This is a genomic window from Pseudidiomarina andamanensis, assembly GCF_009734345.1.
GTDB lineage: Bacteria > Pseudomonadota > Gammaproteobacteria > Enterobacterales > Alteromonadaceae > Pseudidiomarina > Pseudidiomarina andamanensis.
Genome location: NZ_CP032551.1, coordinates 1 through 17,138 on the forward strand (window position 1 = coordinate 1; position 17,138 = coordinate 17,138).

Here is a 17,138-nt window from a genome sequence, read left to right on the forward strand (position 1 = left end):
TACATAGGCCTACCCACCGCAGCTTTGCTGGCCAATCAAGGCTATCGTGTTCATGGTGTGGATGTGACACCTGAGGTGGTTGACACCATTAACCAAGGTAATATTCACATTGTTGAACCTGAGCTAGATGCTTATGTTGCAAAAGCGGTGGCGAATAAACAGTTGACAGCTTCACTGGAAGCGAAAACGGCCGATGTTTTTGTGCTAGCGGTACCGACGCCTTTTCATGAAGGACATGTGCCCAATATCGATTATGTAATCGCTGCAACGAAATCAATCGCAGGCGTTTTAAAAGCCTATGATCTTGTTATTTTAGAGTCAACCTCACCGGTTGGCACTACAGAAATAGTCGAGACCACCCTGCAAGAAGCGGGTGTTGATACGTCAAGTTTATATATTGCGCACTGCCCGGAACGTGTCCTTCCTGGACACATTATGCGCGAGCTGGTTGAAAATGACCGTATTGTCGGTGGTTTAACTCCCGAGGCCAGCGAAAAAGTTGCAGATTTCTATCGAACTTTTGTCTCGGGCGAAGTATTAGTGACCGATGCGCGTACTGCAGAAATGGCGAAACTTACCGAGAATAGTTTCCGCGACGTGAACATTGCTTTCGCCAATGAGCTTTCAATTTTGTGTGACAAGTTTAACATCGACGTCTGGGAGCTAATTCGACTCGCCAACCGTCATCCGCGCGTTAATATTTTGCAGCCTGGAACAGGTGTCGGAGGGCATTGTATTGCCGTGGATCCTTGGTTTATTGTTCATGCCGGTGGAGATGATGCTCGTATCATTCGCGCTGCGCGCGAAATTAACGATTACAAAACTGAATGGGTTATTAAACGCATTTTGAGTGAAGTACAAGAGTTTGAAGAAAAGTATGGTAAGGCACCCACAATTGCTTGTATGGGGCTTGCATTCAAACCGAACATTGACGACTTGCGTGAATCTCCAGCACTCGAAGTGCTTCAAGCACTTCAGAAATCAGATATTGAGGTTTTAGCAGTAGAGCCTAACTTGAAACAACATGGAAGCATTCATTTGACGGATTATCATCGGGCAGCCGAGATTGCGGATGTCATTATTTATCTGGTTGCTCACAACGAATTTAAAACCGAAAAGTAAAAGGGATGGTTTTAGATTTTTGTGGTGTCACGGTCAACAAATAGGGATTAGCGATGAAGGTTTTGTTGGCGTTTGGAACACGCCCTGAAGCGATCAAAATGGCTCCTTTGGTTAAAGCCTTACAGGCAAATAGCGATTTTGAGGTGATCGTTGCTGTTACTGCACAGCATCGCGAGATGCTCGATCAAGTATTATCTTTGTTTGAAATTACGCCGAATTATGATTTGAACCTGATGAAGTCAGGACAAGATTTATATGACATTACTTCCGGTGTGTTATTGGGTATGCGCGAAATCTTGCAAAAGGAAAACCCAGATATTGTTTTAGTGCACGGTGACAGCGACAACTTTCGCAGCATCCTTAGGAGCTTTTTATGCTCGCATTCCGGTTGGGCATGTTGAAGCTGGGCTGCGCACTCATAACTTATACTCCCCATGGCCAGAAGAAGCGAACCGGCAATTGACCGGTCGCTTGGCAAAGTATCACTTTGTACCGACAGAGCGTAATCGTCGAGATTTACTTGCAGAGCAGATTTTAGATAAAAATTTATCGTTACCGGCAATACAGTTATTGATGCGTTGCATTGGGTCATCAATAAGATTGAGAATGATGCTGACTTACAACAATCGATTCAAAATCAACTCACTGAAGTTGGTCTTTCTGTTAATTTGCAAGACAAGAAGTTTGTATTGGTCACTGGTCATCGCAGAGAAAACTTCGGGCATGGGATTGAGAATATTTGCGAGGCACTAAAACAACTCGCGACAACTTATCGAGATGTACACTTTGTTTATCCTGTTCACTTGAATCCAAATGTACAAAAACCGGTGCGTCGGCTGTTAACAGGTTTAGATAACGTTCATTTGATTGAGCCTCTAGGCTATGAGCCTTTCGTGTACCTGATGCAGCAGTGCTACTTGGTGTTAACTGATAGCGGTGGTGTGCAAGAAGAAGCGCCTGGGCTCGGCAAACCAGTTCTGGTAATGCGAGACACGACTGAGAGGCCTGAAGCGGTAGAGGCTGGGACTGTAAAGTTAGTTGGCACTTGTATCGCTGCTATTGTCGAAGAAGTGTCTGAACTGTTATCTAATCAGCAAGCCTATGCTGTAATGTCTCGGGCTCATAACCCTTATGGAAACGGGACGGCTTGTAGGAATATTTTAGTTAATTTGCAGCGAACAATTTAAGTGGGTTGAATAGTGAAGAAGAATTTGGTGATCGTTACAAATATAATCCCTCATTATAACTTGAGTTTTTATGCTCGTTTAACATCCGAGTTAAAAGAGAAATACAACGTCATTATAATTGCAGATCAAGCATCAGATAGTGATGTTTTTGTAAAAAACGAAGAAGAGGCCGACATTAATGTTGTTAGCCTTCCATTTTTAAAGACTGGAAGGTTTACTTATCGTAAAGGTTTAGTAGGGGCACTTCGACGTTTAAATCCGGACAAAGTTGTTGTTTACGGAAATCCCAGAGATATGGCTGTGTGGCTGGTGTTAATTTACTTAAAGTTGACAAGAAAGTGGTGTGCTGCATATGGGATGTTTCACCGAATCGGGGGAATGAATAGGTTTTCAAGAGTGGCGTATAAAGCTTTTGGTATACTTTCTCGCAAGCTATTTACCTACTCACGAAGAGGTGCGATTACGTTAGATGCACTAGGTGTAGACTCTAATAAAATAAAAGTAATTGGAACAGCAATTGATAACAACGAAGAAATTCAATTTTTGATAAAGATACCCAAGCTAAGTTTGTCGCGGATCATCAATTAGAGGGAAAAACGGTTGTTCTTCAAGTCGTAAGGCTATCAGCATATAAAAAACCAGGTTTCATTGTTGATGCTGCGCAGGAAATGATTTTAAAAAATAAGAGGCTACTTTTTGTTCTGATTGGAGGTGGAGAACTCTTGGAAGAACTTAAAGTAAAAGTCGCGAGACTTGAGTTAGAGCAGTCGATACGAATATTAGGGCCTTGCTATGACAAAAATCAATTATCTTTATGGTTTTCCGTAGCAAAGATTTCAATTGTGCCTACATGCATTGGCCTTAGTGCTCATCATTCTTTGGGGTTCGGAGTTCCAGTGATGACGGATGACAGTATCGCAAACCAAGCATCAGAATTTGATATTCTTCAACATGGCTTGAACGCAGTAGTCTACAAAGAAGGCTCAATTAATGATTTCATCTTAAAACTTGAGAGCTTTCTGGATAATGAGAAAATGCAAGAGAGTTTATCTCAAGGGGCTTTAAACACAATTAAGTACAATTCTAATTTAGAGACTAAAGTTCGTAACTTCATAGATGCTCTTTCATAATAAGGCATCCTAATAAGTAAGTAGGTTTCGATAAGTTCAATGAATCTTCGCGTTTGTATAAATACTTCGAATCTCCACAATGGAGGCGGAGTGCAAGTTGCTACGTCTTTTTTACGAGAGCTTAGCGATATAGAGTGTGCGTTTAGCGATAACGAAGTCATTATTTACGTTTCGTCGGAAGTCGCAGAAAATCTAGGTGATACAGTACATCAGCTCAAGCAGAACTTCGATGTGCAAGAATTTGATGTTTTTGGATTAGCTGCTTTCTCGCCCAAAATAAGAAAAAAGTACCATAATTTCGATTTGATATTTAGCCTTTTTGGTCCCGATTATTTACCGATGATTGGAGCAAAAAAAGTTATTGGGTTTGCCCAGCCTTGGATTTTGTACAATAACAGTGATGCCTATCAAAGTCTTGGTTTGTTATCTGCATTGAAATCAAAAATGACATTCTGGCTCAAAAAGCAATTATTCAAAGGGGCTGATGCTTATGTTGTTGAATTAGAGCACGTGAAAGAAAGGATGTTATCTAAAAATATCGGCCATGAGAATAACATTCATATTGCCTACAACACGATTTCTGGTAATTACAGGGAAATGAAAGAGCAAAAACTACAACTTGCTGAGAAAACCTCCGAAGTTTTCAAGCTAGGAATTATTTCAAGAAATTACTCCCATAAAAATCTATCCATTCTTCCTGAGGTCAAACTAATTCTTGAAGAGCGATATCACCAAAAAATTGAGTTTTATGTCACCTTCAAAAAAGAAGAGTTTCATGGAGAATCATCTATTTTTCAAAATCAAGTAGTGAACTTGGGGCCTAAGAAAGTTGACGAGTGTATAGATACTTACTTGGAATTTGATGGTGTTTTCTTCCCTTCATTATTAGAATGTTTTTCAGCAACGCCACTTGAAGCAATGGCTACAGGGCGAGCTCTTTTCGCATCAGACCGACCATTTAACCGCAACGTTTGTGGTGAACATGCATATTACTTCGACCCTCTGAGTCCTGAAGATGCGGCGCGTGTAATCGATGACTATATAGAGAATAAATGGCGACGCGATCTCGAAGAACGACTTGCTGCTCGCGAGCATGCGATTAATTTTTCGAATCCGCGAGATCGCGCATTAAAATATATTGAAGTAATAAATAAGGTTCTCTCCTAATGTTCAACGGAAAAAAACTTCTCATCACCGGCGGCACCGGCTCTTTTGGTAACGCCGTCCTTCGCCGCTTTCTATACACGGACATCGCTGAAGTCCGCATTTTCAGCCGCGACGAAAAAAAGCAAGACGACATGCGTAAAGCGTACAATAATCCTAAGCTTAAGTTTTATATTGGTGATGTACGTGATTACCAAAGCGTGTTGAACGCAACACGTGGCGTTGATTTTATCTATCACGCAGCCGCATTAAAGCAAGTACCATCGTGTGAGTTCCATCCAATGGAAGCAGTTAAAACGAACGTTATCGGTACAGAAAACGTCCTTGAAGCAGCTATTCAAAATGAAGTGAAGCGCGTGGTGTGTTTAAGCACCGATAAGGCCGTTTACCCAATTAATGCTATGGGTATTTCGAAAGCCATGATGGAAAAAGTCATGGTGGCAAAATCACGTAACGTAGATGAAAGCAAAACCGTTATTTGCGGTACCCGCTATGGCAACGTTATGGCTTCACGTGGCTCAGTTATTCCGCTGTTTGTAGACCAAATTCGTGCTGGTAAACCTATCACCATGACTGACCCGTCAATGACGCGATTCATGATGACCCTTGATGATGCGGTAGACCTCGTACTCTACGCTTTTGAACACGGTACAAACGGTGATATTTTTGTTCAAAAAGCACCAGCAGCAACCATCGACACACTATCTAAAGCCATTTTGTCGTTGATTAATAAAGACGATTATCCAAATCAAGTTATTGGTACACGTCACGGCGAAAAACTCTACGAAGCGTTGCTCTCTCGTGAAGAAATGGCCTGTGCTGAAGATATGGGACAATACTATCGTGTACCGCCAGATTTACGAGATTTAAACTACGCCAAATATGTTGAAGAAGGTGATAGCAAAATTGGCGAAGTGGAAGATTACAATTCACACAACACCGAGCGTCTTGATGTTGATGGCATGAAGAAACTCTTGCTTAAACTCGATTTTATGCGTGCGTTTGCCGCTGGCGAATATATTCATCCAGAAGGTTAAATTATGAAGCTGTTAATTACCGGAGCAAACGGATTCGTCGGTAAGAACTTGCAAGTTCATTTAAATGAAATGCCTGACGTGAGCTTTAAATGCTACACGCGCGAAAATCATGTCAGTGAACTTAAAAGCATGTTGCAAGATGTTGATGCTGTTATTCATTTAGCTGGTGTGAACCGTCCGCAACATGAACAGGAATTTCAAGAAGGCAATGCCGATTTAACTCAAGCATTGGCTGATTCGGTTCGTAGCGTTTCAAAAGAGCAGAAGCGTCGTATTCCAATTCTTTATAGCTCGTCTATTCAAGCAGAGCGTGACAACCCGTACGGGCGAAGTAAAAAAGCCGCTGAAGATATCTTGCGTAAGCTTTATGGTGAAACGCAAAACCCAGTGTATATCTATCGATTAGCCAATGTATTTGGTAAGTGGTGCAAACCGAACTACAACTCAATGGTTGCGACATTTTGTCATAACATAGCGCGTGATTTGCCCATTCAAATTAACGATGAAAAAGCGCAAGTACAACTTGTCTATGTTGATGACGTCATCGAAGCGCTTTTGAAAATTGCGTTCAAAGCCATCACCGCGATTAGAAACAAGAAACCTGCGCCTGTATCTGGTTTGAAACTTGCCGGGCCAGTGCATACGAAAACTGTGGGTGACATCGCAAAACACATTCAAGCATTTAAGAATAGCCGCGAAACGCTGATTACCGAGCGCGTTGGAACCTATTTTAAGCGTAAGTTGTATTCAACGTATGTGAGCTACTTACCAACGGACAAGTTCACTTATACAGTGCCGAAGTATGGCGATGAACGCGGTGTATTTGTCGAAATGCTGAAAACTCCAGATAGCGGACAGTTTTCATTTTTTACGGCGCACCCAGGCATTACTCGTGGCGGGCATTATCATCACACCAAAACCGAAAAGTTTTTGGTGATTAAGGGTAAAGCGAGCTTCAAATTCCGTCATGTGGTGACCAATGAGTTTTATGAGTTGTTTACTGACGGCGATAATCCTGAAATTGTTGAAACGGTGCCCGGTTGGAGTCACGACATTACCAATATTGGCAATGAAGAGATGGTGGTGATGTTATGGGCGAACGAAATATTCGACAGAGAAAAGCCGGATACCTATGCTAGCCCTGTATTAAATAACACCGAACAAACGAAAAAATAAAAGAGCCGAATAGAATGAAAAAACTTAAAGTCATGACCATTTTGGGCACTCGCCCAGAAATTATTCGTTTGTCGCGGGTGATGGCAGCACTTGATCAAGTTGTCGATCATAAGATTGTTCACACCGGTCAAAATTATGATTACGAGTTGAACGATGTATTTTTTGAAGAACTCGGTGTACGTCAACCCGATCATTTTCTCAATGTCGATACGTCAAGCTTAGGTCGCAGCCTCGGCGAAATACTAATCAAAACTGAGCAGGTGATTTTAGAAGAAAAGCCCGATGCCGTATTAGTACTTGGCGATACCAACAGCGCCACTGCGACCATTATGGCAAAGCGCATGAAAGTACCGACTTATCATATGGAAGCTGGTAATCGTAGCTTCGATGCGAACGTGCCGGAAGAGATTAATCGCAAACTAGTGGATCATCTTGCCGATTTTAACTTGGTATACACCGAACATGCGCGCCGTCATTTAATTAGCGAAGGCTTGTCGCATCGCTTTATATATTTAACAGGCTCGCCAATGCGCGAAGTGCTGGAGCACTCACTCGACTCAATTCAGAACTCGAATGTGTTGAAACAACTCGAATTAGAACCGGGTAAGTTTTTTATTGTTAGCGTGCACCGTGAAGAGAACGTCGATAGCAAAGAAAACTTAGCTAAAGTGGTTGAAGCGCTGAACGCGTTATATGAAGAGTATGGTTACCCCGTGGTGGTCTCGACACACCCGCGCACACGTAACCGCCTTGAAAAACTTGGTTTAGATAAAATTAGCGGCGATATTCGCTTCTTAAAACCATTCGGTTTCTTTGATTACAACAAACTACAAATGGAAGCGTTCTGTGCCATTTCCGACAGCGGTACCATTAGCGAAGAATCATCTATTTTGAATTTCCCTGCAGTAACGTTGCGCCGTTCCATTGAGCGCCCAGAAGCGCTCGATACCGGCGCTATTGCATTGACAGGCCTCGACAAAGACACCCTCATTGAAGGTGTGCGTATTGCAACAGCGAGCCGAGATGTGTTTTCAGGCACTGAGCGTGAAATTCCGGAAGAATACAAAATCAGAAATACCTCAGAGCGTGTCGTGCGTTTAATTACAGGAACTGCAAAACTGACCCCTCACTGGAAGAATATGGATTCGTTTAGCCGATATGATTGGTAAACGCTCTGAAGTTGTAATTCCGACTGAATTTATAAGCCCGAAAAGCAATTCAACTGGCGAGTATTTCTTTCACATCATAGAACGTTTACTCATTGATAATGCACAAGTAAAACTTATTATTCCGAAGAGTAAGGATAATCTTGTTGCATTTAAAGATTTAGAGTCTCGATTCGGAGGTTCAGTGACCTCAGAATTTATCTCCGAAAACTCGGATTACAAAAGAGCAAGTCTCCGAAAGGCTATCAGTTCGATATTATTGACAGTAAAATTATGGTGGCGAGCACGTTCCTTGAGCAAACAAGTTAGCACCGTGTTTTGGGGTACAAACCCAGCCTTTCTAGTTCTTTTTATGAGCCTTTTTATTTCTTCCAATAAAGTTAAAAAGGTCATGCTGTGTTATGACATTTTTCCAGATAACTTAATAGCAATTAGTAATAGCCGCATCTACGCGACTCTTGGTAAGTTAATTAGACCGATATTCTTGTTGGCTTATAAGCGAGTAAATAAAGTACTTGTAATTGGGGCGTGCATGAAATCTCGATTGATTGAATGGGGAGTCTCCAAAGAAAACGTAGTTTTGGTTAGTAACTGGGCGAATGAATCTGAAATTTTTCCTGTAGAGATGCCAGAGCGCTCTATAAACGCCATAGAGTTTCAATTCTTAGGTAATATTGGCCCACTTCAGGGACTTGAGCTACTTCTCGACTCTTTTCAATTTGTTAGGTCTAAAAATATTAAGTTTAGTTTCTATGGTCGAGGGGCTTTTGTACAAAGCCTAAAAAACTTTATTGAAAGTAATGCTACCAATGTACACGTTCGGTTTGGTGGCGAAGTTGCAAGAGACAATCGAAATAAAACGTTGAATGATTGTGATGTCGCAGTTGTTTCACTTGATAAGCGGGTCACAGGCTTAGGAGTGCCTAGTAAAACTTATTTTTCTCTAGCAGTTGGAAAGCCGTTATTGGTGATTGCAGATGAGTCTGCAGAACCATCTCGGTTAGTTCGTGAATCAAAACTGGGTTGGGTTTGTAGCAGCGAAGATTCGAAAGAGCTTGCAAAGACGATTGATAGAATAAGTGAGGAATGGTCAAGACGCCCCAACGCTGGTTATATACACTCCGAGTTTATTAAACGATTTTCGAAAGAATCTGGTGCATCGGCAATATCTAATGAAATATTGGAACGCGTGTGAAGCTCACTAATATTTTGGTAACCGGTAGCAGTGGGTTTGTTGGCCGACATCTTGTCAAGAAACTAAGTGAGATAGGAGTTTCATTTAACTCTCTCGATCGAGCTAGGTTTTTAGCTACACATGAAATACCAACTGAAAAGTGTGAGATTGTAATTCATCTGGCTGGCAGAGCTCATGTGCTTCGCGAGAAATCAGCTGACCCTTACAAAGAGTTTTATACAGCAAACTGTAAATTTGCAATTGACGTAGCAAAAGCAGCGAGTACGAAGGGCTTAAAGCGTTTTGTATATGTTAGTAGCATTGGGGTTTTCGGCAAAAGTTGCTCTATTAATGCTCTTACCGAAGCGTCAGGGGTTGAACCGAAGGAGCACTACTCAACATCAAAATTGGAGGCTGAGGGTGAGCTAACATTGTTAAGCAGGGAGTTAGGTTTTGAGTTGGTTATTGTTCGCCCAGCCTTAGTATATGGTTACGATTCTCCGGGGAATATTAACCGACTTCTAGCATTGGTTGAAAAACTTCCAGTAATTCCTATTGCAGAGAAGACAAATAAACGAGCGTTGGTATATGTTGAAAACTTAGTTGATTTTCTACTTTTAACGACAAACCACCCTCGAGCTGCAGGCAAAGCGTTCAACATTGCCGACGATTCTATTTCTACCCATGAGATACTATCGGGGTTTGCTAAAGGGATGAAAAAGAAGCCAATATTATTCGCCGGTCCCCGAATTATTTGGAAGTTAATCTTCTTTCTTACTGGTAAGACAAAAATGTATGAGCAACTTTTCGAAAGTCTCGTAATTGATATGTCATATGCTCAAAAGGAACTCGGTTGGCAACCAAAGTTTGAGACTGGAATTGCACTCGAAAATACTGGACAGATGTTTATAAAAGGGAAATATTCGTGATAAGACTGTGTGATTTGATTTTTTCATTTTTAGGCTTAGCAGTTGGATTCCCGATTTTAAGTATTTTGTTTATCATTGGTTTGATTGATACGGGCTCACCAATGTTTAGACAAAAACGAGTAGGACGTTATGGTAAGGCTTTCACTCTAGTGAAGTTTAGAACTATGCCAGTCAGCACGGTCTCTGTTGCTACACATTTGATAAATGCCTCATCTATCACTCGCTTCGGACATTTCTTGCGTCGCACCAAACTGGATGAGATCCCGCAACTGTGGAATGTGCTAAAAGGCGAGATGAGCCTTGTAGGTCCGCGTCCATGCTTATTTAATCAGGAAGAGTTGATTGAAGAGCGTCGTTCTCGTGGGGTTCTTCAAGCACGCCCTGGAATTACGGGACTTGCGCAAGTGAATGAGATCGATATGTCCACACCGGTACTTCTTGCTGAAACTGATGCTCGAATGCTTCAGTCATTAAATTTGAAAAATTATTTCAAATACATCTTTATGACTGTTGCCGGTAAAGGCAGTGGCGACAGAGTTCGTTAATAATTTGATCCTGACACGGGACGTCCGGTAATGACAACACTATGAAAATATCCCGCAAACAATCAGTCTACATTGTCACCGTTCTGCTAGCATTATTGCTAGGCTTTGCTCTAGCGGTATGGCTACACGATTCAGGTCAGGTTGATATCACCTCATTCACGGTCGCGGTGTTGTCGGGCGTGATTTCGTTGGTGGCGCTGTTTATTGCACTGCAAACGTATATCTCCATTGATAGCGTGAACAACATCACCAAAATGGAAGGCGACATTCTCGATAACGAGCACTATGTGACTTCCATGCCTGAGTTTATCGAGACTTATCCGCAAACCACCGAAGCATCGTTGCGAAGCGCTATCATTAGCGAAATGCAAACTAAGCTGGCGCAGCAGTCGAATACCGGGGTGGACTTCGCCGATACCCTGCAATCCATGATCGATATCTTGGTGCTGTTTCCAGCAATGAATGCGAATAGTGATGAGGCCGCCAAGGCGAGTATCGCTACCATGATTACGGATATGAAAACCAAGGCCGCCGATTTCCAATCAATCAGCAAAGGTAACTCCATACAGATTCAACAGGCGGTAAAACTGTTTGAAGCGGTTTGCGAGTACCAAGGGCTGATTGTTCTCAATAAAACGGCCTCCACCGGCTTGTTGAAGGTTCGTGGCCCGGTGTTGCGTAACCCAGAGAGTGTGACGGTTTATTATAATTATCTGGGGCTACACTATCGTCGTTTAGCGGTTGGCTTGTTTGGTAATAAAGATGAGCTTGATGTGGCGTCGTTGAAAAAAGGGATTGCGGCGACACGTGCTTTGTCAGCTTATGAGATGGAGAAGCTGAAGCGCTACGTTGCGCTTGCTGATGAATCATTCGAGCGGGCTTTAAGCCATTCGCAAGATGACCCCATGTGGCGCGGTTATATTCTGTTTAACCAAGCGCGACTGTATTTTGCTCGGGCTGTGGCTCTGGGCGAAAAGTACGACTTTGCATTGGACTACATGCAGCGCGCTATTGATGCACGCATAACGTTGAATGAGCTGATTCGAGATGTGGTGAGCTCAGATGCTGAGTTGAGTATTTTGCAAAAACATTATCTGTTTCAAGAAGAGTATGCCCGTCAATTGTATGTGAGTTACTGTTTAGCGGTTGGGCGCGATGCTTCGTATCGCGGGCAAAAGGTTACGCTTGGTGCCGATTACGAGGCGCTGGTTGCCGATAAGGTGGCTGTGCTTTGTGATGTTGACCGGGAGAAGCTGGCGGCTATGCGCACCGTGAATTCATTAAAATAATATTTAGTTTTGAACAGTTTTACAATTAATAAGAAAAATAGATGAACTATAGACCTGAAATAGACGGTTTGCGTGCAATAGCCGTGCTGCCAGTAATACTATTCCACGCCGATTTTTCCTGGTTTTCAGGAGGGTACGTCGGTGTGGATATTTTTTTGTTATTAGTGGATATCTAATCACTTCAATAATAATAAAAGAACTCAAGCAAAATCGTTTTTCGATAGCTTCCTTTTATGAGCGTCGTGCGCGAAGAATATTACCGGCCTTGTTTTTTGTTGTTGGTTGCGGTGGTTTGTTTGGGTGGTTCTTCTTGTTACCTGATGAATTCAGGAGTATGTCACAAGGAATTGTGGCTCTCACATTTTTCGCATCAAATATACTTTATTGGTGGACTACAGACTACTTTTCACCAGCAGCTGAGGAAAACCCACTACTCCATACATGGAGTTTAGGGGTAGAAGAACAGTTTTATATATTCTTTCCATTGCTTTTAATGGTCTTATGGAAGTGGGGAAAAAGCAAAATCTCTATTATCGTTTGGTCGTTGTGTATTGTCAGTTTTGCGGCTGCTGAATTTGCTTCGCATTTATGGCCATCAGCAAATTTTTACCTTCTTCCGTTTCGTGCTTGGGAGCTTGGCGCCGGTGCATTATGTGCAATTTACTCAAATAAAATTGACGTTACAAAAACTTTTAAACTAAATTCCAAAACCACTTCAGCTTTAGGTGTTGTCGGACTTGTATTAATATTTTTATCAATTATCCTGCTGGACAAATCAACCCGATTTCCTTCTGTTTATGCACTACCTTCTATAATTGGTACAGTATTGATAATCGCATTTGCGAGACCGACTAATTTAACTGGGAAAGTTCTCTCTTATAAACCCATAGTTGCAATTGGTCTTATAAGTTTTAGTGCATATCTATGGCATCAGCCAATATTCGCTTTTTCACGAATGCTCAATCTGACTAGACTCGATGCGTATGATTACGTTTTACTTTCTATTTTATCTCTTTGTTTAGCTGCTTTTTCATGGAAATATGTGGAAGCGCCTTTTCGAAACAAGAATTTTATAAAACAACGGAGTACCGTAGCCTTATTTTCGGTCGTTCTATCAACATTTTTTATTGTATTCGGCTTTATAGGTCATACAACCAAAGGCTTTCCTTTTAGATTTGATAGTAAAGTTTTAGAGCTAACAAATATTGCATCATTGAAATCAACTAATTTTTTAAATTGTCAATCTAGTCCCAAACACATTCTAACGATTAACAACGCTTGCCGAATTGGTGAGGAACAGCAGGAGCCATCAGTGGTATTTTGGGGAGATTCTCATGCGACGGCAATTAGTAATACAGTAGACTCAGTACTCGAAGAGCTCGAATTACAGGGTATTCTCCTGACATATTCAGCGTGTATGCCATCGGTTGATTTAGTTCGAAAAGATAACCCTAACTGCTCTCCATTTAATGCAAGGAATTTACAGTTTCTTCTAGACAGTAATATCGAAACCGTGATTCTATCGGCTCGATGGTCGCTTAATATTGAAGGCACGAGATTTGATAACGGAGAAGGGGGGGGGGAGTACGGAGAGCCGGTCAGATATGAGTTGCAAAGCAATATAAACTCGCTTAAAGAGCCTAGCGAGATTGTGTCCTGGGGGATAAAGACGTTGATTTATAAACTTATCGAAAATGGTAAAAGCGTCATTGTCGTGATGGACATACCGGAATTAGCTTGGGATGTTCCCAAGTTTTTAGCTCGCACTTATTTATCTGAAAACACTATTACGTTATCAACTGCCTCAGTAAGTTATCAAACTTATAAAGAACGTACTGAAAAAGCTTATGTACTGTTTACTGAAGTCAAACAAAGTATTGATAACACCGATAAGTTGAAGTTTATATATCCAGATTTAGAGCTTTGTAATTTAAGGGAAGCGCCAGGAAGGTGTATTGCAAATAAAGATGGTCAACCTTTGTACTTTGATGATGATCATCTTTCAATTTACGGGAGTGAACTACTTCGCGCGCAATTAAGAAATTCCATGTCAAAAATTAATGCTGTTGATCAGATCACCACGGAAACACCTGCGGAATTAAGTACAGCGCGGTAGCGCTGTACGCCACCCACACCAAAACCCCAATCTTTGTAAAATCCCCAAACTTGTAATTTCCTGCGTTCATGACCATGAGGTTCGTTTGATAACCAAACGGGCTGATGAAGCTGGCTGAAGCACCAAACGCCACGGCCATCACGAACGGCATTATTTCTACGTTTAAACTCGTGGCTATGCCTACGGCAATTGGGAAGACAATTGCTGCTGCGGCATTGTTGGTCACCACTTCGGTAATAATCCACGTTAGTAAATACACGGTCACAAAAGCTATCCAAATGCTATTGCCGTTCCCAACCACACCAAAAAGCGCACCAGAGACGGTCGCTGCCAACCCCGATTCAATAAACACATCGGCAATACACAGTGCTGAGCCTATAACCAGCCAAATATCGAGCGGCAGTCGGCGGCGAATATCGGCTGCTGATATAACCTGTGTGACTAAAATCAGACCTAAATAACCCAGTAAACCGTTAAATAAGCTAAATGTTTGGGTGGCGGCGCCCACTACCATTACTACAAAGCCCAGCATGGTAATTGTTTCTTGCTGATTATTTAACGTTGGGCTTAAGCGCTTGCCCTCCAGCACAAAGAAATTGCGCTCGAGGTTTCGATGTCGATAAAAATCTTCACTCGTTGCAAGCACTAGCCTGTCGCCCGCCTTTATTTCAACTTGTCCCAATTTCCCTGAAATACGCTGCCCACCGCGACCGATGGCAACCACTGCAGCATCGAAAAGCGCACGGAAATTGGCTTCTTTAAGGGTGCGACCAACTAAGGTTGAGGTATGGCTGACAATCACTTCAGTCAGGTTGTCATGCAATAAGCCGTTCGTCTCTGAGAACACCTCGTGGGCAAACATATTCACCCCCGGCAAACTGGATACCTGTTGCGCGGCTTTCACGTCACCGCAGAACACCAGGCGGTCGTTTGCTTGTAGGGTTGTTTCAGGTTTGACGGGGCTAATGAGGTTACCGTGGCGCACAATTTCAGCTAAAAATAAGCCATCAAGCGCTCGTAAACCGGCTTGCTGTACGGTTTTTCCAATCAATGGCGAGTCGTCGGCCACCTTCGCATCTAAGAAGTAGTCTTGGCTGATGTCACTTTCTACTTGGCGCTTCGGCAATAAGTAGGCTGCGACGCACGTTGTCGCACCAGCTGCCGCGAGCACACCTAAACCAATAGGTAGGAAATCGAAGAACTTAAAGCCGGGGTGACCGGTTTCCACCAAGAAGCTGTTTACTACGAGGTTGGTTGAGGTACCAATGAGCGTTAGCACACCACCGAGAATTGCGAAGTAGCTCAGCGGAATAAGCAGCCGCTGCGCAGGGTGATCACGATTCTTGCGTACCGTTGACATTAGGGCCGCGACTACCGCGGTGTTATTCAGAAACGCCGAAGTGAAACTCACCAAGCCCATCATACGCAGTAGCGTGATGAACTGGCTTTTGTGAAACAAGCTACGGCTGACCCATTGTAAAGCTCGTGTACGTTCAAGCGCCATGGAGCTGATCAACAGCAACATGAGTGTGATCAGGCTTAAGTTGACATAATGGTTGAGCAGTTCTTGTGCGCTCAGCATGCCGGGGAGATATAAGGCGAGTGCTGCTGCGACGAAAAGCGTCGCAGGGCGCATCTTATTAGCAATGAGCCCTGCGAAAAGTAGAACAATGACAAGACCTACATAGGCCTGCATCATACGATTTCTTTAGCTCCCCAATGTGGGAAATGCTTGCGAACAAACGCGTTGAGGTCTTTCTCAAATTCACTGACTTCGTGTTGCGTTTCTTCTTTTTCAACCAGCGGTTGCTCGACCATACCAGCGCCAACGGTAACGTTGGTGATGCGGTCAATAATAATGAACGCGCCGGTTTTCTTGTTGATACGATACTTATCAAACACCACCGGCTCTTGCAGGCTAAAATCGAGTAAGCCAATTTCGTTTAGCGCGAGTGTTTCGGCATCCTTTTCTTCAAAACTGTTCACATCAATACGGTGATGGATTTTCTCAGCGCTACCGCTGGTAAACTTAGTGCCGAATTTGATGTAGTAATCGCGGTGCGGAACCAATGCATCTTCGTGCATCCAAACCACTTTGGCTCGTAAGCGGTTACTGGTGTGCGGTAGTGCATCTTTTTCGACAATCATGTCGCCGCGGCTAATATCAATTTCATCGTTCAGAGTTAGCGTGACTGCCAATGGTGCACTGGCTTCCTCCAGTTCACCATCGAAGGTATAAATACTCTTAATGGTTGATACTTTACCTGACGGTAGCGCACGAATGGTGTCGCCAACTTTGACTGAGCCTGAGGCAATGGTACCGGCAAAGCCGCGGAAGTTAAGGTTAGGGCGGTTGACATATTGCACCGGGAAACGGAAATCTTTGTGATCGCCATCACGGCTGATCTCGAGGGTTTCGAGGTATTCCATCAAGGTGCGACCGCGGAACCATGGCGTATTTTCACTTCGGTTTACAACGTTATCGCCATCGAGGGCACTGATTGGCACAAAGTGGATATCTGGAATATCCAGCTGACCGGCCAGCTTTAAGTATTCGTCTTGGATTTCTTTGTAGCGATCTTGGCTGTATTCAACCAAGTCCATTTTATTCACCGCAACAATTACGTGCTTGATACCTAGTAAGCTGACGATGAAGCTGTGGCGTCGGGTTTGGGTTTGTACACCATGACGTGCGTCAATGAGAATAATCGCCAGATCACTGGTGCTGGCGCCTGTGGCCATGTTCCGAGTGTATTGCTCGTGCCCCGGTGTGTCGGCGATGATGAATTTGCGCTTATCGGTACTGAAGTAACGGTAGGCCACGTCAATGGTGATGCCTTGCTCGCGCTCTGATTGCAAGCCGTCTACTAAGAGAGCGAGATCGATTTTGTCACCGGTCGTACCGACAGTTTTTGAATCCTTGGTGATAGCTGCGAGTTGATCTTCAAAAATCATTTTGCTGTCGTGCAGCAAACGGCCAATCAGGGTACTTTTGCCGTCGTCGACGCTACCGCAGGTGATGAATCTGAGGAGTTCTTTGTTCTCGTGTTGATCAAGATATTTGAGAATGTCTTGTTCAATTAATGGCGATGCGTGACTCATG

Annotated in this window: 14 protein-coding genes and 1 pseudogene; 13 read left to right on the forward strand and 2 right to left on the reverse strand. The window is 43.0% G+C overall.

Translation table 11 applies throughout. The features are described 5' to 3' along the window. The first annotated feature begins 3 nt into the window (after positions 1-3). From wecC to D3795_RS00065, 13 genes and pseudogenes are all read left to right on the forward strand, one after another. A complete protein-coding gene (gene wecC, locus D3795_RS00005; protein ID WP_313906860.1) occupies positions 4-1,122 on the forward strand; it encodes a UDP-N-acetyl-D-mannosamine dehydrogenase in 1,119 nt (372 codons plus the stop codon). Positions 1,123-1,175: 53 nt separating this feature from the next. Next, a pseudogene (gene wecB, locus D3795_RS00010) lies at positions 1,176-2,309 on the forward strand (non-hydrolyzing UDP-N-acetylglucosamine 2-epimerase). 12 nt (positions 2,310-2,321) lie between these two features. After that, positions 2,322-2,897: a hypothetical protein gene (locus D3795_RS00015; RefSeq protein WP_156265603.1), complete on the forward strand. Its 576-nt coding sequence runs from the start codon at positions 2,322-2,324 to the stop codon at positions 2,895-2,897. Then, positions 2,849-3,439, forward strand: a complete 591-nt coding sequence (locus tag D3795_RS00020; protein WP_156265604.1) for a glycosyltransferase — start codon at positions 2,849-2,851, stop codon at positions 3,437-3,439. Before D3795_RS00015 ends, D3795_RS00020 begins: the two co-directional genes overlap by 49 nt. 90 nt (positions 3,440-3,529) lie before the next feature. Then, positions 3,530-4,606 (forward strand): glycosyltransferase, encoded by a 1,077-nt coding sequence (locus D3795_RS00025; RefSeq protein ID WP_173020956.1) that lies wholly within the window; start codon positions 3,530-3,532, stop codon positions 4,604-4,606. Then, positions 4,606-5,640, forward strand: a complete 1,035-nt coding sequence (locus D3795_RS00030) for a polysaccharide biosynthesis protein (protein ID WP_156265606.1) — start codon at positions 4,606-4,608, stop codon at positions 5,638-5,640. Before D3795_RS00025 ends, D3795_RS00030 begins: the two co-directional genes overlap by 1 nt. 3 nt (positions 5,641-5,643) lie before the next feature. Continuing rightward, the gene (wbjC, locus tag D3795_RS00035) at positions 5,644-6,816 is read left to right on the forward strand and encodes a UDP-2-acetamido-2,6-beta-L-arabino-hexul-4-ose reductase (protein ID WP_156265607.1); all 1,173 of its coding nucleotides are present in this window, start codon (positions 5,644-5,646) and stop codon (positions 6,814-6,816) included. A gap of 14 nt (positions 6,817-6,830) precedes the next feature. Beyond that, a complete protein-coding gene (wecB, locus tag D3795_RS00040) occupies positions 6,831-7,985 on the forward strand; it encodes a non-hydrolyzing UDP-N-acetylglucosamine 2-epimerase (protein ID WP_156265608.1) in 1,155 nt (384 codons plus the stop codon). Further along, positions 7,975-9,177 carry a glycosyltransferase family 4 protein gene (locus D3795_RS00045; protein ID WP_156265609.1) on the forward strand — a complete coding sequence of 401 codons (1,203 nt, stop codon included), beginning with the start codon at positions 7,975-7,977 and terminating at the stop codon, positions 9,175-9,177. The genes wecB (D3795_RS00040) and D3795_RS00045 overlap by 11 nt, the downstream gene beginning before the upstream one ends. Then, positions 9,174-10,085 carry an NAD-dependent epimerase/dehydratase family protein gene (locus tag D3795_RS00050; protein WP_173020957.1) on the forward strand — a complete coding sequence of 304 codons (912 nt, stop codon included), beginning with the start codon at positions 9,174-9,176 and terminating at the stop codon, positions 10,083-10,085. The genes D3795_RS00045 and D3795_RS00050 overlap by 4 nt, the downstream gene beginning before the upstream one ends. Then, entirely contained in the window at positions 10,082-10,630 is a 549-nt protein-coding gene (locus D3795_RS00055; RefSeq protein WP_156265611.1) for a sugar transferase, read from the forward strand. The genes D3795_RS00050 and D3795_RS00055 overlap by 4 nt, the downstream gene beginning before the upstream one ends. Before the next feature lie 41 nt (positions 10,631-10,671). Next, positions 10,672-11,919: a hypothetical protein gene (locus D3795_RS00060; RefSeq protein WP_156265612.1), complete on the forward strand. Its 1,248-nt coding sequence runs from the start codon at positions 10,672-10,674 to the stop codon at positions 11,917-11,919. A gap of 160 nt (positions 11,920-12,079) precedes the next feature. Further along, positions 12,080-14,035 carry an acyltransferase family protein gene (locus tag D3795_RS00065; RefSeq protein ID WP_313906861.1) on the forward strand — a complete coding sequence of 652 codons (1,956 nt, stop codon included), beginning with the start codon at positions 12,080-12,082 and terminating at the stop codon, positions 14,033-14,035. Here the strand turns inward: D3795_RS00065 and D3795_RS00070 are convergent. Beyond that, positions 13,995-15,734: an SLC13 family permease gene (locus D3795_RS00070; RefSeq protein WP_156265614.1), complete on the reverse strand. Its 1,740-nt coding sequence runs from the start codon at positions 15,732-15,734 to the stop codon at positions 13,995-13,997. The two genes, D3795_RS00065 and D3795_RS00070, sit on opposite strands and share 41 nt — an antisense overlap. After that, a complete protein-coding gene (gene cysN / locus D3795_RS00075; RefSeq protein ID WP_156265615.1) occupies positions 15,731-17,137 on the reverse strand; it encodes a sulfate adenylyltransferase subunit CysN in 1,407 nt (468 codons plus the stop codon). The genes D3795_RS00070 and cysN overlap by 4 nt, the downstream gene beginning before the upstream one ends. Position 17,138 lies beyond the last annotated feature (1 nt).